Here is a 24,602-nt window from a genome sequence, read left to right as displayed (position 1 = left end):
GAGAGGAGAGTACCATGAACCAAACCAAGCTACCGGTTTATTCTTATCAGGATCTCGTGCGGAGATTATATGATCTTGAAGCACTTGCAATACCACCACAGGACGGCGAAAAATCGGGGTGTTTCTCCAGCTTTGACCGGAGCTCCATTTATAATGCCGAATCGGGCTTGTATGAGAACTGGGGAGCTAATGATGACGGGGGTGGCTTCATCCGCCAAGAAGGAGACAGCATCGTCGCTTTGGAACTTGATGGACCCGGCATGATTTGGAGAGTCTGGTCAGCGCTCCCAGAGGAAGGGCGTATCCGAATTTATATAGATCATGCTGATACTCCAGTGATCGATCAGCCGTTTCGGGATTATTTCGACACATTCAACCGGGAAGGGCCACCTGCCAACTTCCCGAATCTGACGCCTACCTTATCCCGCGGCAGAAACAGCTTTATTCCCATTCCTTTTCAGAAACATTGCAAAGTACTGCTGGATAAAGGGTGGGGTGCTTACTACCATATCACCTATACCGTTTTCCCTGTCGGGGTTAGGATGCCGTCCTTTGATGGCCGCTTCGATAAGGAGTCGGCAATTGCTTTGGCTAAAGCAGACCGGTTTTTACAACAAAGGGAAACATATTCTTTTGTACAAGCGGGTGGGCCTATAGACGAGAGTGTTACGGTATCCGTTCCGGCAGGAGGCAGGGCAGTGATTTTTGATAAGCAAGGGGCCGGCTCGATCTCCATGATTCGGATCAGGTCCGACCTTGGACGAAAGAGTGAACAATTGCAGCGGAAGCTGGCCAGGCAATTGACCATCTCGATGAAATGGGACAACGAGGAAATCCCTTCTGTATGGGCACCCCTGGGTGATTTTTTTGGCAGCGCTCCAGGGATCAAGCCGTACAGGTCTCTGCCCTTGGGGATGAACGAACATGAAATGTACAGTAATTGGTACATGCCTTTTTCGGAAGGTGCGAGAATCGAAATCGAGAATGATGGGACGGAAGCATGCGAAATTACGGCGGATATCCGGTTTACTCCTTTATCAAAGTCTGACACGGATGAACTTCTTCGTTTTCATGCGAAATGGCATCGGGATGAATATCTGGATCTGGATACGAAGCGGTTTAAGGAAGGAGGAGACCGCTGGCCGGATTGGCCTTTGCTGCTGGCGAAAGGTCAGGGAAGATTCTGCGGTGTTCACCTGCATGTTTATAATACCTGGGAGAAACCAGATGAAGAGCCTGAAACCTGGTGGTACGGGCAATGGGACCGAAAAACCATTGACTGGTGGTGGGGAGAAGGGGATGAGAAATTTTTTGTGGATGGTGAATCCTTTCCGTCTACATTCGGAACCGGAAGCGAGGATTACATAGGCTACGCTTGGGCAGCCGAGCCGCCATTCCCGATGTTTGACAGTGCTTTCGCAAGTCAGCCCTTCATCGAAATGGATGCAAACGGCCACACTTCCGTCAACCGATTTCATATTTGCGACAACGTTCCTTTTATGCACTCCTTTGAGGGATTTATCGAGAAATACAAAGCGAATCATTGGGGCCTCAATAACGAATGTTTATATGCTGCCACCGTTTACTGGTATCAGGAGCGGGGGACAAGCGATGCTTATAAGCCTGTTCCATGGATTGAACGCTTAGATCACTTGAAACTTGGGGAGGAAATACGATGAGGGAATTTTTCTATCGGCCAGAGAATGCCTGGGTAGGGGATATAATCCCTTATTATGAAGACGGGGAGTTTAAGCTGTTTTATCTGCACGGCTGGAGAGATAACTACCGGGAGGGACTTGATCACGGCTGGTATCTTATAGGAACAAAGGACTTTGTGAATTACCGGGAAGATGGAGCTTGCAAGATTGAAGGCGGAACCGGCCATATTCTGAAAGTGGACGGGATTTATCATATGTTCTACTGCATATTTCCTCCGGGAAAGCAGCTCGTCTGCCATGCGATCAGCAGCGACTTGGGGACCTGGGAGCCCATTCCAGAAGATACCTTTGCTGCGGACGACCGCATCTATGAACTGTCCGATTGGCGCGATCCTTTCGTGCTTTGGAATGAAGAGGAAGGCCAATATTGGATGCTGCTTGCCGCGATGGCCAAAGGGCCAACCAACCGAAAAGGGTGCACTGCGCTGCTGTCATCTAAAGACCTTAAAACCTGGGAGTATCGCGAGCCTTTGTATGCTCCGAATTTGCACGTGGGTGCCCATGAATGTCCCGACTTGTTCCGGATCGGGGATTGGTGGTATTTGATCTATTCCTCCTATACGGGACGTTTTGCGACCTTTTACCGGATGAGCCGTTCCTTAAACGGACCATGGATAACCCCGAAGGAGGATACCTTCGACGGCCGTGCCTTTTATGCAGCCAAGTCTGTTTCGGATGGGGAAAAACGCTTTTTATTCGGGTGGAACCCAACGAAAAACGACGATTTATTCAGCTGGAATCCGCCGAAGTCTCGCGGCAAGGATTACGACACATGGGATTGGGGTGGGAACCTGATTGTACATGAAATGGTTCAGCGTACGGATGGGACCCTTGGTGTAAAAGTGCCGGAAACCGTGGATGCCGCATTCGCAAAGCCGTTGATTGTACATTTCTATAAAATTGCAGGAGATTGGAAACATAGGGGTAGCTCACTTTCCTGTACGTCACCGTATGGGTTTGCCGGCTGCATGACCCGGGATGATTTGCCCGATCAATGCAAAATATCCGCTACAATTTCTTTCTCCGAGCAAACTCAGGGGATTGGGTTCATGCTGCGGACAGAGGATACCTTGGATGAAGCCTATTACGTCACCTTCGAGCCACAGCGCGACCGCATTACCTTCCGAGGATATATCATGCAATCGGAAGAAGGCGGGAAGACGTTCCCGTATGAAGTAGAGCTGGAACGGCCGATTGAGATGATTCCCGATCGTCCTTACGAAATCAAAGTGTTTATCGATGGATCGATATGCGAAATCTACGTGGATGAGAACATAGCCATGAGCGCCAGGATGTATGATATACCTGAAGGGAAGCTTGGCTTGTTTGTCAATCAGGGCAGTGCTCAATTTAGCGATGTAACGATCTCGATTAGAGATTAAAGCAGAAAAGATCGAGCAGAGGATTGGTTTGTCCTCAGCACGATCTTTTCCACACTTTCCCTAGCACAGCATATCAGCTGGTTCGCCGAACCATCAATGTCGTCGGGAACACTTCTTCGACAGGTTCAAGGCGCTGCCCATCAGCAATGGCGGAAATATCGTTTAAGCAAAACAACGCTTGAGGCCGTTCTTGTCCTCCGACACCAATAGAGTGTCCCAAAAGTGGACAACGGATCCATTATTCCCGACATATGTACAAAATACGAGTTTTGTGAAAATATATTAAGGAAACGTCCGGATGACGGCCAATTTTTCTACTTTACTTATCCATATTGTTAACGGCTTTTCTCATCTCTTCATCCGTTAAATGCGTATAGATCATCGTCGTCTGGATCGATGAATGCCCCAGCTGGTTCTTCAGCCTCGGTACGTCGTTGTTCTCCAGGTGGTAGCGGGTTGCAAAGGAATGCCTCAAGGAATGCACAGTCAATGCCGGTTTACCAAACGCTGCAGCGTATTTTTCGATCAGCTTTTCAATCGATCTTGGTGTTAACCGCCGGCTTTTGCCTTTGCGGCCGATTGGCGCTGCTATAAATAAGAAATTTTCGGATTTTTCCGGTACATATCGCGTTTCCCGAATTTTTAAGTAGCTTTCCAGGTCTAATAAGGCTTGCTGGCTAAAATATACATATTGTTCTTTGTTGCCTTTACGCAGCACGCGCACTTGGCCTTTGTTCATATCCAAATCCTCAATATTGATTCCCGCTACCTCGGATAAACGCAATCCTGACCCGAGGATCAGCGATACGATGGCCGTATCCCGCTCACGGTTAAATTCGTGGAACCGGACCATACGTTTGTTGCTTTTGTTCAGTTCACCGAAATCATGTGCCACAAACTGCCGGAACTTCTCAAAATCGTCTTCACGTAAAATTTTGCCCTCAATGCGGTTCGCGACGGTTTCTTGGCTTTCCTTAATGGAATTAAAGTCGATCTTGGCCATCACATTTCGTTGAATATACGGCTTGAGGTCCGACGTTTCAGCCTTGTTCTGCAGGTAATCAAACAACGACTTTAACGCCGACAATTTCCGGTTGATCGTGTATTTATTGTTGCCCAGCTGATACTCCAGAAATGACAGAAAATTTTCGACTTCGCGCACGGTCAGTGATTCCAGAACATTCAATTCAATGTCTTTACGATCATCCGCAGCCAGTTTCTCGGCCACAAGCCAATCAAAAAAGATAAGGTAATCGTGGCAGTAATTCAGCAGCGTCGTGTGCGACAGCTTGCGTTTGCGGCTATCGATGTATTCGGTCACGTACCAAGGAAGCTCCGCACATTTATCGTCAACGCGTTTCATGTAATGCAGCTTCGTGTTTTTATCCATTTATTGCTAAACCTCCTTATGTACAGAATAACTTATATATATTTATTCGTCAAATTATTATTTTACGTAATTATAAAATTGCATTAAATAGTCAAGTCATCTTAGTCACTAGTCACTACTCAGTATGCGGCGCTTATTCCATCACATCCTCTATACCCGAGCTCCAAAAAGCTCCACGATAAGATACTTATTATCAATTAGACTCATCATTTCCGTTACGAATGATCTTCATTGTACATTTGTGTTAGTGTCAGTTGGTTTAGCTTTTTAATTTAAATCTTACGTCATCGAACAATCGCCAAATTATAGATTTGCACTGCTTATAGACAGCATCTTATCTAAATCGTTCCTATAATAATGAGCCTGATCATTTATATCCGTCCACTTAAAAAAGTACAATAAAACCGCGCTTATGCGCGGCTAATATTGCTAAGTTGTTCTTATTTAACCAACCACTTAAAACCGGTTAGGTCAATAACCACCATCTTAATAATAATTATTTAATTGTCACCGGCAGCACCCCGCCGGCTTTCAGTTGGCCTAGCAGCACTTTGATCCCGGCGGCTGTATTTGGCTCCTGCTTACCGTAAACCGCTATCCCCGAACGCATGTTCTGAATGTAGATCGTCTCATATGGATTGCCCAGCGATAACAGTGTATAACGCTTGTTACGTTTGTTCATCTCATCGATCAACGTTTGATCATCGGCCCAGCCAAATTGACTGGCCACGTTACGGAACTGATATGAAGCCAGGATGACGTAATCCGCCTGATCCACCGCCTGAAGCGCCTCATTCGTTTTTCCTTGACCGACTAGGGCTGTTACTGTTTTAAGCGATAGGTTATTTGCGGCTTGCTTCAGCTGTCTCTCGAGCTGCTTCGCCTGCTCCTCATCGGCTGCGACAATCGCAACCCGATCGCCTTGACGAATGGAATCCGGCTGCGCACCGTCACGGCCGGCTAACAAGGTGACCGCTCGCTCTGCGATTTCCCGCTCCACTGTACGATGCTTCTCGGAACCAATGACACCATTAAGAGCGGCCAATTGCTGCGTAAGGCTTTCGCTGCGGTCAAACAAACCGTATTTTGCTTTCAGCTCCAAAATCCGTTTCACTGACGAATGGATGGTTTCGATCGGTATCGCCCCGCTCTTCACCGCGTTCACCAGCGTTTGGTGCGCGGCTGCCGGATCTTGCGGCATGAGGATGATATCCACACCTGCGGAAACGGCACGTACCACCGCTTGATTTTCGCCAAAATGCTCCGCGATCGCATTCATCGTGAAGGCATCGGAAATGATGACGCCTTTATATCCAAGCTCCCCCCGGAGCAGCCCGGTCAGCACCTTCTTGGATAACGTAGCAGGAATCGGCACGCTGCTTCCGTCCTTAAGTGATGTGACGTGTTCGTTGTCTACTGCTGGAAACGCAATATGTGCGGTCATGATCATCTCTACTCCGTTATCGATGGCAGACCGAAACGGTTTGAGCTCAACGGCATCTAGCCGCTCCCGATCATGCGAAAGCACCGGCATTCCCAAGTGGGAGTCTACTACCGTATCGCCATGGCCTGGAAAATGCTTGACCGCCGCGATGACTCCCGATTGCCGCAGTCCTTGGATCTCTGCGAGACCCAGTCGTGTCACCAAATCCGGATCCGAGCTAAACGACCGCATTCCGATAATCGGATTATCCGGATTGCTGTTAATGTCGAGCACCGGCGCAAAATTGATCTGAAGCCCGAGCGCTTTTAGCTCCTCCCCGGTCAGCCGTCCGGCCGCTTCGGCGAGCGTTGTATCTCCGGTTGCGCCCAGCGCCATTTGACCCGGTAGATTCGTACCCCCGGGGATTCGTTTAACGACCCCGCCTTCCTGGTCGATGCCAAGGAACAGCGGAATGTCGCCTGCTTCCATCTGCAGATCATGCGTCAGAGTGGTGACCTGACGAGCATCTACGATATTTTTATCGAAAAGAATAAGTCCGCCCAAATCCTGATCATGGATGCTGCGTTTGACCCCTTCATTGACCGTAGTCGTCACTTTCCCGTTCCATTGCCTGATGTCAGGCATGAGCATTTGGCCGACCTGCTCGCTGACCGTCATGTAGGACATCAGCTTATCCCAATTCTGTGCCTGAATGGCTCCTTGACGTTCGAAGCGAATGACCCGTGACATAAATACGGCAAACTCCGCTCGCGTCACAGATCGGTCCGGACGAAAGGTGCTATCTGAATATCCGCCGATCAATCCGTTGGAGCTCATGATGAGAATAGGCGCTGCCGCCCAATGCTTTGCTGTATCCGTTAATGTTACGGGTTGCTGGCCTTTTACGAGTGAATAGGCCCGTGTAAGAAACGCCGCTGTTTCAGCACGGCTCATCGGAGCATCCGGATGGAATGTGCTGTCAGGAAATCCGCTGGCCAGCCCATGTTTTGCGGCAATGGAAATTTCAAGATAAAAAGGATGGTTCTTAGGCACATCTGTATAGGTCATGCCGCCGCCCGCTTCTTGCTGCAGCTCCTGCGGATAGAGTTCCCGCACCATGAAAGTGACGGCTTGCGCTCTTGTGACTTGTCTCTCAGGCATAAACTTCCCGTTACCGTATCCAGCGACGGTTCCCCGTTCAGACATATAGGTGATGCCGTCTTCCGCCCACTTCGAGTGCTGCAGATCGGTAAACCGTTCTTCCGCAGCTGCGCTTCCTGCCCATACGAGCACAGAACCGAGTACGGCACCGAATATCGTTATTAGTTTCACATTCATCTGTTCCACCCCTGTTGCTGTTCTATATACGTTGATTAGACGCAATGGATGAATTTTTGTTGCGTTAAAACTATGACACCCTGCACATCGTGAAAAAATACGGATCCCCTACTCTGCAGGAAATAAGCCCTTACTCATAAGTCATTACGCTCAAGCCATTATTCCCACGGGATTACTCTTTCCCTTCATATATATCCGCTGCTTTTACGCAAAAAAAAGACCGCCGGCACAGATGCTGGGGCCTGATTACGAATGGATTGAACCATATGCATCGCTATTTTTTTAAATGATACGGTACCGTTGTCACAACAACATCTTTGCGGAATAAAAGATAAGTTCGGATCATCAAGCTCGTCTGGTTGTGCAGCAGATTGTGCCAGCTCCGCTTTGGAATAAACTGTGGAATAATCACAGTGACCTGGTAGTTGGATTCGCTGGCTTTCCGGTGCACCGTATCGATAAATTTGCTAAGCGGATGAATGATGCTCCGGTATGGAGAATGCAGCGTCACAAGGCGCACGTCAGGCCGCCATTTTTGCCATTTTTCCTCAAACCGGTTCTCTTCTTCCCGTTCAAACGGAATATATACCGCAATGATCTGATCCGCCGCCAGCGACTTCGCATAATTCAGGGAATGCTCCACGACATGCGTAATGCCCGAGACGGGGAGAATGATCACATTGCCTTCAATCGGTACCGCCGGCTCGCACGTCGACAGCCGCAGCTGCTCGCCAACCGCCTCATAATGCTTCTTGATCCGGTGGAACAGATACACGATCAGCGGCAAAAAGATCAGTACCGGCCAAATCTGCGCAAACTTGGTTGCAAAGAACATCACCGACACCGTGAAGCTGATCAGCGCGCCGATCGTATTGATGACGAGCTTCGTCACCCAACCCTGCGGTTTTTCCCGGATCCACTTGACGATCATTCCCGTTTGCGAGAGCGTGAAGGGGATAAATACCCCTACCGCGTACAGTGGGATCAAATGTTCCGTCTGTCCGTGGAAGGCGACGATCAGCACGATGGATAGTAGGCCAAGAATGATGATTCCGTTCGAATAGCCTAAACGGTCACCGCGGACGGTAAACATCCGGGGAATAAACCGGTCTTTGGCTAAATTGACCGCCAGCAGCGGAAACGCCGAATATCCGGTATTGGCCGCCAGGATCAAGATGAGTGCCGTCGTGCCCTGGATAAAAAAGTACATAAAATTCCGTCCGAACGTCTGATTGGCAATCTGGGATACGACCGTCTCCTGGGGATTCGGGGATATGCCCAAATAATAAGCAAGAAATACGATGCCCGAGAAGAGTACAGCCAGCAGAATCCCCATTGCCATCAAGGTTTTGGCCGCATTGTTCGGGGCCGGATCTTTGAAGTTCGGGATGGCGTTCGAGATCGCTTCGACCCCGGTTAGGGCGGAGCTGCCCGAGGCAAAAGCTTTTAAGAGCAGGAACAGGCTGATTCCCGCCACCGGCGTCCCGACCGGCGTATGCAAATGCGGTGAAACGTGACCGGTCACGATGTTGTACATACCAACGCCGATCAAAATGAACAGCGCGAAGGCGAACAGATACACCGGATAAGCCAGGATGGAGGCGGACTCAGTGACGCCCCGCAAATTCAGCAGCGTAATGAGGATGACGAAGGTGACGGCAATCCCCACCGTATGCTCATGCAGCGCCGGAAACGCCGAAGTCAGCGCGTCCGTGCCCGCCGAAACGCTGACCGCAACAGTCAAAATGTAATCTACCAGCAGCGATCCGCCGGCCACCAGCCCGGGATAGATTCCCAGATTCTGTTTGGAGACGACGTAAGCGCCGCCGCCATGCGGATAAGCGAAGATGATCTGCCGGTAGGATAAAATGAGTGCAGCCAGCAAAATCAGTACGCCGATTCCGATAGGTATCGAATACCAGAACGCCGCCGTGCTGACCGTGACCAGAACCAGCAAAATTTGCTCCGGCCCATACGCTACGGACGACAGCGCATCGGAGGATAGAATGGCCAAAGCTTTTTTCTTATTCAGTTTTTGTTCTCCCAATTCGGTAGACTTCAGCGGCCGTCCGATCAAAAGTCTTTTCAATGCTGCCATAAAATGTTTGTCACCGCCAGTGTTAGAGTTGAAATGCTCATGATGTACCCGTTAGACACGTGCTCAACCCTTTTTGGGCACAACAAAAAAAGCCGCAGGAAAGCTGGACCTTCCCGTGGCTTTACGCGCACGACAAATCCCTCTTTCATAACGCTTACGAGGTTAGCTGACGGATTCGGGACCGAAAGTATCCCTACACTCAATAAATGAACATCAAGTGATTCACCCCTGGGACGAAGGCTTAACTTCCTCCCTTTGGTTCCCCCGCTCCTGATTTCAGAATTCAGCGATCAAGGAGTATTACGTTTCAGGTTCACAAGTTCACGATTACGAATTGAATCTTACTCCTTCCAGATGCCTGCTGTAAAGAAGCAAACGGTTTGAGATACGTATGAAAAAATTCAAAAGAACTCCATGTCAACGCTTACAATGGCGGCAATCTATTAATTTCTGGCTGTAGCTGTGCTTATCGCTTGTTTACGCTATTAAAATCATATCGGGCTCTATATATTTCGATCCGCCGCATTCCTCAGCGAAGCCTCTACGGTATCCAGTCGGTTCAAGCAGTGATGCCGGACCATTTCGATGTCGTTATCCAGCTGGTCCGGTTCCAGGTCACGCTGCAAAATATTCATGCACCAATGGGTCAGGTTTCTCAAATGATGGCGGTATGCATAATAACGCAGCAAATCCGGGTTCAGCTCCATCTGTTGTCCTAGTTCCTGCTCATACCCTGTGAGGAAATGACCCAGTCCGTCCCCGATATACCCCACGATATCCAGCTCTGGTGGCGCAAGCATAGCCGCTTCCCAGTCCAGGACGATCAGCCTTCCGTCCGCGGTCTCCATTAGATTCCCTCCCCACAGATCACCGTGGCAGAGCACATTGGGGGCTGGATCAAGCAAGAGACGCTCACGAATACCCATTATCTGGTGCAGCAGCTCGGTTATGCGCGTTTGCTGAGGGATGACAAGCTCACGCAGCAGCTGGCTAGCGGGACTTGCACCGGGCTGAAGATGCTCAAGCTGCTTCAGGCATTGGATCAAATGTTCGGAAAAGGAGACGTGATACGTTTCACTCGAAAGGCCGGATGTGGCAGTAAAGGGAGTCAACTGCCGAATCCGCGCCGCCAGCCGTCCAACACGCTCCAAGTTATGCTTGGAAAAAGGGTAAGCCTCAGCCCAGGTTTCTCCTTCGATAAATTGAAACAGCACCGCTGTGCAATCAGGAAGGGAAAGCAGAAAAGCACCGCTTAAGGTTCGGAGCGGACAGGGCAGCTCCACAAAGTGGCCGGTCTGATGCAATTCCCACATAAACGGCACATAACAGCTGCACCGAAGGATGCCTTGGCGGTGGCTGTCATTGCTATGGTCAAACAGTTTCAGATAGTATCGCGTCCCGTTTTCTCCCTCCACCCGGTAAGAATAGGCCGAATCCCCATAAGGGATAAAAATAAGCCTCCGGGCAGCGATTCCATAAGCTTCGTTCAAGTGATGCACAAAAGCCCCTTCGTCCATTCGATAAGAGTGCCTCACTTCGCTCTCCCCTTTCCCTTTTCATCACGTACCGCGGATAAAAGCAATCAAGCCCGGTGTCTGTGTAACCCGGACTTGAACGCACTCACCTCTTATGAGACTAAAACAATCTTTCATTCATACACCGATGTTAACAGGCAATGTTAACCGATGTAGACAACCGCTCCGCCGCGCCTGTACGCTTTCGGCAGTTCCGTCTCGAGCAGCTCGAGCCTGCGTAACATGTGGTCGAGGTCGTCCCCATGCATGTGGCTTCGCGCCCATTCTTTAAGCTGGGACACTTCGCCCAAGACAGCCGGGATGTCCTCGGACTCCACGTCCGTACCGTCCTGAAAAAGTGCGACCCACTGCAAGTTCAACTCTTCCACCGCCGGCACCCAATATTTCTGGAAAAAGGATTCCGTCGCCACTGGAAGCATAAAGGACCGTTCAAATTCGTCCTCCGGGTCCACAATAATGACGCTGATTGACATGTTATTTCACCCCAAATCGAATGTTGAATGTATAATCCGGGAATTCTTGACGCAGCTTGTTCAAGCTGTTCTCCGCGGCTGCCCGTAACGCCGGCGAGTCCCCGTCCAGCTGAAACTCGAAATGCCGGATTCCTTTGATTTGCTCCAGCGTCGGAATCTCCGCCGTTCCATCAGGCGTTGTTCGCGTCCCAACCGCCTTCTGCATCAGGTTGTTGATCCGCACCTTCGTTTTCTGGTACAACTGCTTATCTGTAAATTGCTGCGGCGTCTGCTGCGGCTTACCCGTTTTTGGATGGATACGGTCGAGCCCTTGCGCCGACTTGGCTTCATAGAAGATGCCCTTCTCCAAATCGACGCCGTCAAACTCCCCAAGCGCTCCGTTCTTGGCATCGTGGAGCTCTACCCCGCGGTACTTCGCTTTGCTCCAATGCACATAATCGTCTGCATCGTTCTTCGGCGGCTGCTCCTCGGGATCTTTCTCCTTCTTTGACGGAGGATCCTCCCCATCCGGCTTATGCGGCTTCTTGGGCAGGTCGGGTTCCGGCTTCGGCTCCTTTCGCCGTTTAAGCAGCTTCTCCAGCCAATCCTTCAGCCTGCTGCCGCCCTTCTTACCGAAGCGTTCGGCCAGCCTGCCGAACGGAACACGGCTCAGCGCCAGCGCAAGCAGCGTAGAGATCACATTTTCGGGGGTGAGCAGCCTTTTCGGATCGCGGATATCCTTAGCGATTTCGTGGCCGCTCGCCGGTATGCTCGCTGCTGTTAAAGCAATACCGAGTGCCGGCCAGAAGCTGACGAACATCAAGGACAAAGCGAACGCTCCGAGCACGATGGCGCTTTTTTCCCAAAAACCGAGGCGGTCCCACCAGTTCTGCAGCGAATCGAACATGCATGAGAAGCAAGCCGGATCGGCGGGATGGACGTGCGCCTGGAAATAAGCGGCGAAGCCCGCCAGCCCGGCGACCACCAGAAGGGCCGCGGTTACACCCGCGGCGGCACGGAAATGCTTCAGCATTCTCGTCTGCAGGTCACCCTGCAGCGCGGCGGCTTCCTGATTGCCGTATAGAAGCGAGAAGCCCAGCTCCCTGCGTTCCCGGGTCCAAGACATGACGCTCGCCAGCCGTTCCCTGCGGGTCAAGAGAGACTCCAGCATATACCACAGCTCTGACACCGGGTTGATCCATCCTTCGCCTTCCATTCTCGGCAGCCGGCTTTTCACCCGATTCAACGAGACGTAATCCAGGACGAGCCCAATTGCCAGCATCAGGAGGAACACGCCTTTCGTGCGGTATCCGCTGCCGGTCAGGTCGCTGATTTTCATAAACCAGTCCGACAATGAGCCCTGCCCGTTATAAGCGGCATGATCGATGATCGACCAGACGAGCAGCAGTGCAGGCAGGGCGAAGATGGCGGCCTTCAGCCGCTTGCGGTACCGTACAGCCAAACCAAGCCCCAGGGCGACCATGCCGGTGTGCACGGGATGACTGACCGACATGATGGTCGGAAAGATGCTTTCTTCAAACCGGCCGGGGAACAGCGTCCAAAAATCCCAATGGATTGTTTCCCCTCCAAGCATCGTCACACTGTAGCCGTACGTCCGCCCGATGATGCCGGAGTTCAGCCAGCGGCGCGTCAGCTCTTCCATCAATTGAAAGCCCACGCCCGCCCCGGCTCCGGCCAGCGTATAATCGGCAAGGCTCATGGAGGAGGCGCGCCGTGAAAAGAGCAGAAACAGACCGAGCGGCAGCAGCTTCCATACTTCCTCGAAGATCGGGGTCAGGACGGCCTGGGACCAGGTGTCCCGCGTATCCCCGCCAAACAGGCCGTGAGCCGCGAGCAGCGTCAGCGCCGTGACCGGGATGACGAGAAAGATGCCCAGCAGCATAAACATCGCCGCCTGCTTCCAGGTAAATGTTTTGCTCCGGCAAAGAAACCAAAACTGCAGCATGACATAAAAAGACCATAAATACTGAACGAGCATCGTGCGTGAATCCCGGTACAGGAACAGACCCAGGATAAAAAATAAAAGGGATATCCAGCACCATATCGTATATAAGGTTTTGAGCCAGGGGAGACGCTGGAGCGTTTCCTGCACCCACCGATAGACCCCTTCGGCGATATCCCTGATTCCGTTTCGGATATTCCAGATCGTATCCGTTTCAATCTCCTCCTTCATGGCATCACCCTGATTCTGAGGGGCTGTCCTGACGAGAGCTGTGAAGATATAAGATTCGCTTCCTCCCCAATATACCTTATATTCGTCTTGGGTTGGGCAGTGAATATGGGGATGCAAACCAAAACTGGACCATTTTCCCCCTCCAAGGGGACTAAGGTCAGCCGAAAGGCCGCCGCTAACCGGCACGACTGGTGCATAGCTCCTATAATCAATCCGCCCCTGTTCACTCGTTTCTGAAGATCTGCAGGACCGTTTCCGAGATAACCTGCTCCGGGACGTCCCCGTGCAGCGTATACAGAAAATCATCCTTCACGAAACGATACACCACTTTCTCCGTTCGGTTATCGCGAAGCTCCTTCGTCGATGGAACAGCTTTCTGGTGAGACAGAACCGGATAAGGGGACGGACCGCGCAGCCGGGTAACGGACAAACGTAATCCATTCGGGTAACGGATTCGAATCTCCGGTTCCATAAATTTATCGTCATACACCTGAACCGAACGAATCTGATCTTCATCCGGAAAACGCAGCTCGCTTCGAAGAAGCACCCGCGCGTCTTGCATCGTACTTGGGCGAAGGTTTCGGTCCAAAACATGGCCTGCACTCAAAATCATCAATACGACCAAGGCTGTAACAGACATTGCACTGATCAGTATAAAAAGAAGCTGTCTGCTTTCCTTTTCCAAATTCCTGCTCCTTCCCCAAACGGTTTGAATATACGTGTGTTTATATTAACGACTTGAGTATACGGGCAAGAGTTACGGGGGTTAACCCGATACGAAATATAAATTTAATTAAGTTGGACGCGGTCACTCCTGGAGGATCAGTTACATAGGATTTCAACTTGATATTAACCTGTACATGCGGGGCAAGACTCTGCCGGGTCATGGCGGGGATCGATACTTATTAATGAGATTTATAATTAATGTGATTAAGCAAAAATTGTAACACCCTCTTTTTCCTTTAACATCGTGCCTATGAAACCGAAAAGCACGCTCCCCACAGCGGGAATCGTGCTTTTTAAGGGTGATTCGGTAATTAATTCATGCCATTAATCATTGGGTGTCCGTCCTTTAGTTCCGAAAGTCATTTCCCATCGGGCTCCTGCGCCTCTTCCAACCTGCGGCGCTTGGCATCCCGCATTTTACGCCAGACGGAAACGAGAATGATGCAGCCGGAGAGAATGATATTGATCCAGACCGACAGAACAACCACTACATACGGCCCGGAGCCGGGCTTTACCGCCGTCAGGGAGACGAAACAGAGCAGCAGCAGGACTAGTGACATCGAAAGAACGATTCTGGACAGTGCTCCGAAGTCGCCCATCACACGCTTTTGATGGCGCCGATGTCAGCCATCTTGCGCTGCCACAGCTCATGCGCCTCCTCCGCGTAATGACAAGCCGTCTGCTCCGAGCCCACCAAGCGGAGCTGGGGCTCTTCCGAGGAGCAGCGGTCCGTGGCCATCGGGCACCGCGGATGGAAGCGGCAGCCAGACGGCGGTTCGGCCGCGTTCGGCATCTCCAGACTGCGCAGTGGCAGATCCGCCATCGCTTTGGCGATTTCGGGATCGGGCGTCGGAACGGCGGACAGCAGCGCCTGCAAATAAGGATGCTTCGGATGGCTGAGGACATCGTTGACCCCGCCAAGCTCCATCACACGTCCGAGATACATGACGGCCATGCGGCCCCTTCCGGCGATATAGCGTGCCGTTGCCAGGTCGTGCGTAATATAGATGATGGCAATGTCCAGCTTGCGGTTCAGCTCTGACATCAGGTTCAGGATCGAGATGCGAAGCGACACGTCGATCATGGAGACGGGCTCGTCGGCCACGATGATCTTCGGATTCAGCGAGATGGCGCGGGCCATCAGAATCCGCTGGCGCTGGCCGCCTGACAGCTGGTGCGGGTATTTATCGAGGAAGCGTTCCGGCGGCGTCAGGCCGACGGTCTGCAGCAGCTCGATGACCCGCGCCCGGGCCGCCTTGCGGCCGCGGACGATTTTACGCTGCAGGATGGGGGCCGACAGCGACTGGTAAATGGTCCGCATCGGATTCAGCGCGGCATAGGAATCCTGCTGCACCAGCTGAACGTCGCCGCGGAATTGGTTCGCCTTCTCGCCGCTGAGCTTCGTTACCTCCTGCCCCTTGTACAGCACCTTGCCTGAAGTCGGCTTCTGCAGGCCCGTGATGATGCTGCCGAGCGTCGTCTTTCCGCATCCGCTCTCGCCAACCAGTGCAATGATTTCGCCGGGATGAATATCCAGGCTAACATCGACGACGGCGCCCACTTTCTGAGGGGGACCAAACATGCCCTGGTTTCGTTCAAAGTACATGCTTACGCTATCGAGCCGCATCAGCACATCGGAACTCTCCGTTCTGGCCGCTTCCCGCAGCCGCTGTCTGGGCTCCACCTCAAATTCGATATTTCTGGCATTCATGACGTACGCACCTCCGCAACCGACTCGGGATTCGGGTATAAATGACAAGCGACTTCATGCCCGGCGGGCGTATATACCTTGACCGGGTTCTGTTCCTTGCATTTCGCATGCGCATACTCGCAGCGCGGGTGAAACGGACATCCCGGCGGCATGTTGAGCAGATCCGGCGGTGATCCGGGGATCCCCTTCCGTTCCGACACGTCTTCATACAAGCTCGGAACAGCTTTCATAAGCTTCGCGGTATAAGGGTGCTTCGGCCGCTTGAACATATCGTAGACGTCGCCGGCTTCGACGACGTTGCCTGCATACATCACGCCGACCCGGTCGGCGGCTTTGGCGACGACGCCGATATCGTGAGTCAAGAGCAGCATGGTAATATTCATGTCTTTGTGGATCTTTTTCAAAATATCGAAGATATAGGCCTGCGTAATGACGTCCAGCGCCGTCGTCGGCTCATCAAGGATGACAAGCTGCGGATCGAGCAGCAGGCTGAAGGCGATCATAACCCGCTGCTTCATCCCGCCCGAGAGCTCGTGGGGGAACGAATTCAGAACCCGGTCCGGATCAAGCCGGACATAGTCGAACAGATTCCGCGCCTTATCCACCATCTGCTTCTCCGTATACGATTTGGAATGGGCACGAAACGTCTCGATGATCTGTTCCTTGATCCGGACGACCGGATTGAGCGCATTTTGCGCTGCCTGAAACACCATCGACACTTGCTCCCATTTATACGCCTGCAGTTCCTTTTTGCTTAGGCTCATCACATCGCGGCCGTCAAATGTAATCGATCCGCCCGACACGCGTCCGGGAACCGAAATCGCCCGCATGATGGCGGATGCCATCGTGGATTTGCCGCTTCCGCTCTCCCCGACCAGGGCGGTAATCTGTCCTTTGGGGATGACAAAATCCGCTTCATCGACGGCCCGCAGCAGTCCTGCGCGCATCGGGAATTCGATCGTCAGCCCCCTCACTTCCACCAATGGTTCCATCATTTTCTCCTCCTTCATCGCCGGCCATTACGATCTCAGTCTCGGATTCAGCGCCTCTTCCAGCCCGTTGCTGAAAAAGATGCAGGCCATTTGGAACAGCCCCAGGCACATGATCGGCGAGATCAGGTAGATATAGCCTTTGGGGTTGAAGATGCCGCCGGTGTTCTGTACGGCCAGCTGGATCATCATCCCCCAGTTGGTCGGGGAATATGGAGCAAGACCGAGCATCATCAGACCGACGCTGGCAACGATGGCCCCCTGGGCCGCCATGATAAAGTTGATCGCCAGATACGGTGTCAGGTTCGGAAGAATTTCCCGGAACAAGATATAGGGCGTTTTAAGCCCCATAATCCGGCAGGCGACAATAAAATCTCGGTTTTTCAGCGACAGCAGCTGCGACCGAATCGCCCTGGCGAGCGGCGCCCAGGACCATGCCGCCAGAATAAAGGAGAACATGATCGGATTTTTGATCTGCACAAGCGCAGCTACGATCATCAGCACGGGAAAGCTCGGAACGGTCAGAAACAGGTTGGTGATGAACATCAGCACTGTGTCGGTTTTGCCTCCGACAAAGCCGGATACCGCTCCGATCACGAATCCCAGTACCAGCGTAAACAAGGCGGCGAACAGCCCGATCGACAGTACGTCCCGAGAGCCGTACACCAGCTGCAGGAACGTATCCCTTCCGCCGTAGTCGGTGCCCAGCCAGTGAGCGAACGACGGGCTCTTATATCGGCCGTCGAAGTTGACGGTCATGTCCAGCGACGCCATCATGGGTCCGAAGATGGCCATAAAGATGAAGATCGCCAGGATAATCATGCCTGAGAACGCTTTCTTGTTGCGGTACATCGTCTGCCAGAAATCGATAAATCCTTGACTCATCCGTCAGCCCTCCTCCAGCTTGACTCGGGGATCCAGCTTGGCGTAAATGAGGTCCGAGGCCAGGTTGGCCAGAATGACCGCGATGCTGGTCACGAGCAGCAAGCCCTGCATCAAAGTATAGTCGCGCTGCTGTGTTGCCTGCCCGATGTAATAGCCCATACCGGGATAACTGAACACATTTTCGATCAGCGGCGATCCGCCGAGCATAAAGCCGAAATTGACGGCCAGCGTCGTAATCAGCGGCAGCATGGCGTTGCGCTTGACGTAACGGCTCATCAGCGTCCGTTCGGAGACCCCGCGGATGCTGGCGGCGACGATATAATCCTCACCCAGCACGTTGACCGCGCTCCCCTTCATCGTCAGCGCCCAGGTGCCGATCGTCGTAATGACGTAAGTCAGAATCGGCAGCGCGCCGTGATACAGCACGTTTAGGATGAACGGAAGGTTGAAGCCGGGCTCCACGATCGGGTCATACGCCCCGTTGACCGGGAACCAGCCGAATTGAAAGGCGAAAATAACAAGCAGCAGGATGCCGACGATAAAGTTAGGCACCGAGGACGTCAGGATTGCATAGATCGAGATGATCGGATCCAGGACCGTCTTGCGCTTGAACGCCATCATGGCGCCCAGGTTAATGCCGATCAAGAAGCTGATAACGAGCGACACGCTGAGCACAAACAGCGTCCAAGGCAGCGCGTTGGCGATAATTTCGTTTACCGAAACGTTCTGATAGATCATGGACATGCCCAGATTGCCGTGCAGCAGTCCTCCCAGGTACCGCCCCAGCTGGGTGAAGATCGGCTCCTTCGGATTATAATTGATCATGGCCGTAATCTGGCGGTACGCTTCCTCAAGACTCATCCCGCGCTGGGTGGCAAAGTCCCTCGCCCACGTATCGATCGCACTGCCGGGCGTCATCCGCAGCAGGAAAAACGTAAGCAGCATCGCGAGGAAGACCGTGATCAGGGAAACACCGATTCTTTTTAAGACCCCTTTCAGGCTCATTCCTGTCACCTCCAAGTGTTTATCCGGCTTGTGCGGCCGTTATCTCGGCCAATACTCTTCCGGCATGTACGTTGAGTTGAAGCCGTGGTTCAGGTGGGTGATGGCCAGCTGCTCATCCGGATCGGTAGCAAGCGGCATATCCCGGTTGTATTGAACGATTTGGTCCATCATCGGGAAGTTCCCGGACATCGTTTTGGTATTCAGCCAGGCGCCTGTGGCGTTCTGGAAGAAGTTCACGCCCCAGCAGTTTTCGTTGGCGATCCAGGCCAGGTTGTCGATGATTTTGCGGCGCTCCTGTTCGTCCTGAACATAAGGGAACCGTTTCATCTCCTTGTCGATATCGTACACTTTCCCGTCAATGCCCTTCAGCTTCAGATCGAGTTTGCCGGTATCGACTTCGTTGCCGTCAGCGTCCTTCTTCTTGACGTTCGGGAAGCCGACCTTCGTTTTCGTTCCCTGCCAGAACAGCACCCGCATCGAGCTCCACGGATTCTGGAAGCCCCAGGACACGTCAACCCAGTCCATGGACATATCGTATTGTCCCTTGTCGGCGTTGGAGAAGTAGATGGTGCTGTCCACAGCCTTCAGCTTCGTCGGAATGCCGAATTTGGTGAACTGCTCCGCGGCGATCTGCGCCGAGTTCACGCCTGGTGCCCAGTTGTTCGGCGCTCCGATGATGAAGGAAGGCACCTTACCGTCAGGATCGCGCCATAAGCCGTCGGATCCTTTGGTCCAGCCGATCTCCTTCAGCAGCTCGGCCGCCTTATCCAGATTCGTCGTATAATCGGTCATCTGATCAAGCACGGTTTTGTCGACTTCTTTTTCGAGTGACGAAGGCATGATGCCCGTCATCGATATTTTCGGGTATTCCTGGCCGTAAAAGTTGCCGATTTCACGCAGCTTTTTCTTATCCAGCACATAGGTCAGCGCCTGCCGGAATTTGAGGTTGTCGAACGGCTTGTTGCGGATGTTGTACATCAGCCCCACGCTCGCCGGATCATACATCCGGTAGTGAACCAGATCCTTGTTCTGCTTCAGCAGCGATTCCAGGATGTCCTTCGGCGGGGTGCCGTCGTACCAGTCGAGCTTGCCGGCTTTGACGAGAGCGTATTGGGCCGAGAGCTCCGGAACGTTTTTGATCCAGATCTTGTCAAAATGGACCGCATCGGGTCTCCAGTAATCTTCGAACTTATCCAACAGCATATCGGTCGTCGTCACTTTTTCAAACTTATACGGTCCGGTGCCGACCGGAATTTTCGGGCCCGCACGGGTGAATTCATTCCAGTTCAGGGCAATTTTTTTGCTGAGCTCGTCCGTAATATCCAAGTTGAACGGTCCGTCCTTGGATTTGTCTGTAAGCGGTTTCGCTTCTTTCAGCAAAGCGTCGGCCTTATCCACGTATTTCTTGTAGATGTGGTAAGGAATTTGGCCCTGGAGATCCTGGGCGAGGAGCAGCTTTCTGAGTTCGGGATACGGCGCAGGGTTCATCCAGTGAAAAACAATGGTGTAGTCATCGGGGGTTTCGATCGAAGTCAAATACTTCGTCACTTCTGCCCCGTTGTTCAGCCGGTAGTACGCCCATACATCTTTACTGGTAAAAGGGGCTCCGTCATGCCACTTTACGTTCTGATGCAGATGTACGGTCGTCGTCTGCTCGGTATCCTCGGAGGATTCCGCCAGCCGGTTGTACACGTTGTTCATTGACCGGATAAAGAAGAAGAGGCCCTCAAACATGTAGCGGTTGTTCGTATCCCCGGTTCCTCCGGAGCCGAACGGGTTGCCTTGGTACAGCGGGGGCTTGGGCCATCCGCCCAAGACGTGCCAAATCTTGTCCTTGTTGTACTTGATCTGCGCATCCGGAACCGGCTGCTGCATATCTTTCACTTCGCCGGCGCTGAGCCGGTCCACCAGGCCGGGAGCTGAGGTGCCGCAGCCTGAGACGATCATACTGGCTCCGAGCACAATGCTTAAACAAAGGCCTGATATTCTTTTGCGTCCGCTCAAGAGGTTCATGCAGTTCCCCCCGTCTAGGTTATCTTCTCCGGAAGATTGGCTCCCGGAGTATTCCCTATTATAGCGAACGATTCTAAAATCAAGTTCATAAAAACGCTTACAAACTCTCCTGAAAATGTATAGAATCGTTTCGTTTTCGACGGTCGAAAACTTTTATATTCATTCTCTACCAGATGTCCGCAAACGGCTGGCACAGCCCCTGTTAACAGCAAAAAGGCCCTTTGGACAAGGACCTTCCGAGTTATTCACAGCATTAACTTTCCCCGCTGCGCCTCCATTCCATCGGGGTCATGCCCACATGCTTGACGAACAAGTCATGAAAACGGCTGGACGAGCTGAAGCCGACTTCAGAGGCGATAAATTCAACGGGCTTGCGTGAGGTGTGCAGCAGCCGCTTAGCTTCGTCAATCCGCAAGGAAATAATGTACTGTTTAGGTGACATGCCGATGCGGTCGGTAAATTTTTTGCGGAAAATGCTTTCCGACAAATAGTGGTTCGCCGCCAGATCCGACACCTTCAGCGATGTATGGTAATTCTGGTGAATTTCCTTCAGCGCTTCCTGAATCATTTGCTCTTCAGGATGCTCCGAGGGGGCTTCAGCCGCTTTGTCGCAAGTTCCCGTATGATAAGCAAGCAGCAGTGTCTCCAGAGCATTGCGCAGCAGATCGTAGGAATATTCGGTCTTCTCTTCCCGCCTGCATTCTTCCTCGATCTGGTGCATGGCGGCTAACGCGCGCTCTGCGGCGCCAGGGGTCAAAGACGCCTTCAGGATCGGACCCGGACGCTGCGAAAACGCATGCGACAACAAGTACTGGCAGTAAGGGGGAAGGTTCTGATCATAGATGTGCAGCGAATAGCCTTCCCAGGCCTTGACACAGACGTAGCTGTGCTTCAGATCCGGCGGAATGAACAGCAGATCCCCCGGAAGTACTTCTACGTTCTGTTCTCCTGCGGCATAATAACCCTCTCCCCTTACGAGGAGGGTAATTTCGGCGGATGGGTGGGAGTGGGATAGAAATAATCCCTCCTTGTGATCCTTGTCGCTCGGATTCGTATGAAAATACACGATGCTGTCCATAAATCCGATATCCATCAGCGATCCCTGTCCTTTTCAACTGTAATTGTAGAGACGGTAGCATTACGATAACATATCCCCTATAGACTGTATGTCAGACGGAAGTATGGGGACGAATGTCCCCTGCCAGCCTTGAAAAAGGGGTCTCTTCATGCATTGACGTCCGTCCCTCCTTGCATGCTCCTGCAATCTCAGCGCTTGACCCACACATCCTTGTAGTTGATTTTACCCCAGGTATCCAGGGTAATTCCTCCTAGGGATTGATCATGTCCGACGATGTGGATGCTGTGGTACATAAACAACAGATGATAGTCTCTCTTTAACTGATCTTCAATCCGCCTCAGCAAAATCCTTCTTACCGTGTAATCCGGATCCGCCAAGACCTCGGACAGCGCCCGGTCCACCCCGTCCCTCGCGGCTTCGTCCAAATGGTTGCGGATATATCCGTGATGGCAGCGGTACATTTCGATCAAAGACACGGACGGCTCGTTTCCGAGTACCTCTCCGGCATAAATCATATCGGCTTGTTTCAAGACGAAAGGGTTCGTAAGATCACGGATCGGCATCACATGGACTTCCACCTTCACCCCGATGTCTTCACAGGCACGGCGGATCCATTCGGTATCCAGCTCGTTACTGGTCATTTCGTAAGTGTACAGGGTCAGCGTTTCTCCGCGGTAGGCGGATTCGGCCAGGCAGGCTCTCGCGTGCATCAACTCTCCGCCCCGCCCGTACGCCTCGTCATGGTCATACGGATTAAAGCCCGAGGAGGGCTGTTCTCTCTTTCCTCCCAGCTCCTTGACCATCTGTTCGCGGTTAATAGCTAAATGGATTGCCTCCCGAAGCTTCATGTCATGAAGTATTCCGTCCCTCGACAGATTAAAAGTCAGATAAGTACTACCCTCTTCGAGCCGGGTCAGCAAAGTGCCCGTTTTCTTCTTACCTGTCGGTTCAAAATAGAGCACCTGCGTGTCACGTTCCTGAAGTCTGTCGGGCTTCAGATGCTCCAAATAGTTCGGCCAAACCCAAATCTCGATGCGGTCCATCATCGGCCGGCCTTGGAAATACCGCTCGTTCGCTTCGAGGATCATGCCGTTATCGCTGTTCTCCTTCATGACAAATGGGCCTGTACCTACCGGCATCCGCCGTATATCCCGGGTCGCCGCAATGCGGTCCAGATCCTTAGGTACGATGGAGAAGCGTTCCGAAGCCAGCAGATGCAGAAACAGGGCGTTAGGTTCGCTTAGGTGAAAACGTACGCTGATATCGCTAAGGACCTCAACCCTTGCCACATTCGCCATGAACCAGTCCGGCGGATTCAGCTGCCCAAAGCGCTGGAACGTAAATTGAACGTCTTCGGCCGTCATCACCTTCCCGTGATGAAACAGAACTCCTTTACGCAAATAAAAGGTCCATTCGGTGTACTCGCGATCCGATTCCCAGTAATGAGCGAGCCCCGGTTTGATCACATGACCGGTCGTGTCGAACTCCACCAGCGTGTTCAAAATCTGTCGAATCAGGTGGGTCTCCGTGCGGCGAATGACGAACAGCGGCTCGAGATCGAGCACCGGCCGGTAAAACGGGAAACGGAGAATGTCCTTATGGTCGGAAGCCTTCTGCGCACCAAACTGCCCGGCCAGCCAATCGGAAAATTGGGATTCGGCCAAGGGGTCTGTATGCGCATGCAGCAGCCCGAACGCCTCGCCGACATGTCCTTTTAAAGCCAGTTCTTTGGCTCTGTCCAGTAGCAGCTCCTGTGCATCGGCAACCAGGACGAGCCGCGACGTATTGCCCCGGCCCAAACCGCTCTGCCAATCAATTAGCCCCTGCTCCTTCATTTTCTGCACGAGCAGCTGTGCATTTCGCCGAGTGCATTCCCATATGTCCTCCAGCTCCTGCATCGTCACCTGGATCGAAGAGCCTCGGGGCTCGGAAGCAAAGTGTTGATTCAGTTTATTGTAGTAATGGACAACGTCCATATGAATTCCCCTCCTTTGCCATGAAAAGGTGAAAAATAAGTTCGCAGCTTTCGCCTTTCCCTTCGCCTTTTTCAAAATTATAATTTGACTTGTATGAAACGTAAAGAGGAGGTATTGAAACATGTTTTCGGCAGAGCCCCGGCAAGGTCCGGGCGCCTACTATCTTACGGAACACTTCTTACTTGATGCTTTCTTGTATCCGTCGCCATCCCGGCTCCGGGGGAAATGTATGAACTGGCGCTGCCCTTCTATGTATGATCTTACATAATCTTCGCTCGTGATGTCTATGTGCGCGGAGTTGATGTTCTCCCCCATACCGTTCATTTCCCTGGAAACCGGTCAATCGCCGACCGTGGATCATCTATACAACCGGGTTTCTGCTGATGACCTTCGAACGCTGGGCCGAGCCAGGCCGTGGGCCTGCTGCTGTGGACGTTGAGCATCTTGGTGATCTACACAGCCAATGGCGCTTCCGGAATGATGGTTACAAACATCATCTTGTATGCCAAATATCACTTGGAGTTCTCGCGCTATTGTATTGGGATTCGTTCTCTCTGCAGCTGAAGCAGGCTGGATTCATGACGCCGCTGGTTCACACACAATAACAAACGCCCCTAGTGTACAAATGTCTTGGACGACTTTAGGGGAAATTCCGGTAAGCTTCAACTTAAGCTAGCCCCATTTAGGTC

17 protein-coding genes and 1 riboswitch are annotated in these 24,602 nt (G+C 52.3%); of the genes, 2 read left to right on the top strand and 15 right to left on the bottom strand.

Translation table 11 applies throughout. The features are described from left to right. The first annotated feature begins 14 nt into the window (after positions 1–14). Both ABIE48_RS14930 and ABIE48_RS14925 read left to right on the top strand, forming a co-directional pair. A complete protein-coding gene (locus tag ABIE48_RS14930) occupies positions 15–1,679 on the top strand; it encodes a glycoside hydrolase family 172 protein (protein ID WP_192714070.1) in 1,665 nt (554 codons plus the stop codon). Then, on the top strand, positions 1,676–3,100 hold the full coding sequence (locus ABIE48_RS14925; RefSeq protein ID WP_192714071.1) for a GH32 C-terminal domain-containing protein: 1,425 nt from the start codon (positions 1,676–1,678) through the stop codon (positions 3,098–3,100). Before ABIE48_RS14930 ends, ABIE48_RS14925 begins: the two co-directional genes overlap by 4 nt. 319 nt (positions 3,101–3,419) lie before the next feature. Here the strand turns inward: ABIE48_RS14925 and xerS are convergent, their stop codons facing one another. The 15 genes from xerS to ABIE48_RS14850 all read right to left on the bottom strand — a co-directional run bounded on the left by xerS (position 3,420) and on the right by ABIE48_RS14850 (position 23,913). Further along, positions 3,420–4,490, bottom strand: coding sequence for a tyrosine recombinase XerS (xerS, locus tag ABIE48_RS14920; protein WP_192714072.1), 1,071 nt, complete (start codon positions 4,488–4,490; stop codon positions 3,420–3,422). Positions 4,491–4,986: 496 nt separating this feature from the next. Then, positions 4,987–7,251, bottom strand: a complete 2,265-nt coding sequence (locus tag ABIE48_RS14915) for a glycoside hydrolase family 3 N-terminal domain-containing protein (protein ID WP_192714073.1) — start codon at positions 7,249–7,251, stop codon at positions 4,987–4,989. Positions 7,252–7,525: 274 nt separating this feature from the next. Then, positions 7,526–9,349 carry an APC family permease gene (locus ABIE48_RS14910; RefSeq protein WP_192714074.1) on the bottom strand — a complete coding sequence of 608 codons (1,824 nt, stop codon included), beginning with the start codon at positions 9,347–9,349 and terminating at the stop codon, positions 7,526–7,528. A gap of 135 nt (positions 9,350–9,484) precedes the next feature. After that, positions 9,485–9,648: riboswitch (cyclic di-AMP (ydaO/yuaA leader) on the bottom strand. A 204-nt stretch (positions 9,649–9,852) separates the two neighbouring features. Continuing rightward, on the bottom strand, positions 9,853–10,884 hold the full coding sequence (locus ABIE48_RS14905) for a phosphotransferase enzyme family protein (protein WP_186325820.1): 1,032 nt from the start codon (positions 10,882–10,884) through the stop codon (positions 9,853–9,855). A gap of 143 nt (positions 10,885–11,027) precedes the next feature. Next, a complete protein-coding gene (locus ABIE48_RS14900) occupies positions 11,028–11,357 on the bottom strand; it encodes a hypothetical protein (RefSeq protein WP_145019232.1) in 330 nt (109 codons plus the stop codon). A gap of 1 nt (position 11,358) precedes the next feature. After that, positions 11,359–13,530 carry a PrsW family glutamic-type intramembrane protease gene (locus ABIE48_RS14895; RefSeq protein WP_192714075.1) on the bottom strand — a complete coding sequence of 724 codons (2,172 nt, stop codon included), beginning with the start codon at positions 13,528–13,530 and terminating at the stop codon, positions 11,359–11,361. A 223-nt stretch (positions 13,531–13,753) separates the two neighbouring features. Continuing rightward, the gene (locus ABIE48_RS14890; RefSeq protein WP_354519169.1) at positions 13,754–14,215 is read right to left on the bottom strand and encodes a hypothetical protein; all 462 of its coding nucleotides are present in this window, start codon (positions 14,213–14,215) and stop codon (positions 13,754–13,756) included. A gap of 400 nt (positions 14,216–14,615) precedes the next feature. After that, on the bottom strand, positions 14,616–14,855 hold the full coding sequence (locus ABIE48_RS14885) for a hypothetical protein (protein ID WP_145019241.1): 240 nt from the start codon (positions 14,853–14,855) through the stop codon (positions 14,616–14,618). Next, a complete protein-coding gene (locus tag ABIE48_RS14880) occupies positions 14,855–15,967 on the bottom strand; it encodes an ABC transporter ATP-binding protein (protein WP_354519167.1) in 1,113 nt (370 codons plus the stop codon). The genes ABIE48_RS14885 and ABIE48_RS14880 overlap by 1 nt, the downstream gene beginning before the upstream one ends. After that, entirely contained in the window at positions 15,964–16,959 is a 996-nt protein-coding gene (locus ABIE48_RS14875; RefSeq protein WP_222125587.1) for an ABC transporter ATP-binding protein, read from the bottom strand. Before ABIE48_RS14875 ends, ABIE48_RS14880 begins: the two co-directional genes overlap by 4 nt. A gap of 27 nt (positions 16,960–16,986) precedes the next feature. Then, complete coding sequence (locus ABIE48_RS14870; RefSeq protein ID WP_192714077.1) at positions 16,987–17,841, bottom strand: ABC transporter permease; 855 nt, start codon at positions 17,839–17,841, stop codon at positions 16,987–16,989. A 3-nt stretch (positions 17,842–17,844) separates the two neighbouring features. Then, on the bottom strand, positions 17,845–18,846 hold the full coding sequence (locus ABIE48_RS14865) for an ABC transporter permease (protein ID WP_076165307.1): 1,002 nt from the start codon (positions 18,844–18,846) through the stop codon (positions 17,845–17,847). Between the two features lie 39 nt (positions 18,847–18,885). Beyond that, positions 18,886–20,859: an ABC transporter substrate-binding protein gene (locus tag ABIE48_RS14860; protein WP_192714078.1), complete on the bottom strand. Its 1,974-nt coding sequence runs from the start codon at positions 20,857–20,859 to the stop codon at positions 18,886–18,888. Positions 20,860–21,112: 253 nt separating this feature from the next. Further along, complete coding sequence (locus ABIE48_RS14855; protein WP_192714079.1) at positions 21,113–21,952, bottom strand: helix-turn-helix domain-containing protein; 840 nt, start codon at positions 21,950–21,952, stop codon at positions 21,113–21,115. A 173-nt stretch (positions 21,953–22,125) separates the two neighbouring features. Beyond that, a complete protein-coding gene (locus ABIE48_RS14850; RefSeq protein WP_186325822.1) occupies positions 22,126–23,913 on the bottom strand; it encodes an ABC transporter substrate-binding protein in 1,788 nt (595 codons plus the stop codon). Positions 23,914–24,602: the final 689 nt, after the last annotated feature.

The organism is Paenibacillus sp. OAE614, assembly GCF_040546645.1.
GTDB classification, from domain to species: domain Bacteria; phylum Bacillota; class Bacilli; order Paenibacillales; family Paenibacillaceae; genus Paenibacillus_AQ; species Paenibacillus_AQ favisporus.
The sequence above is the reverse complement of the archived record's forward strand: the minus strand, read 5'-3'. Positions and strand labels throughout refer to the sequence as shown.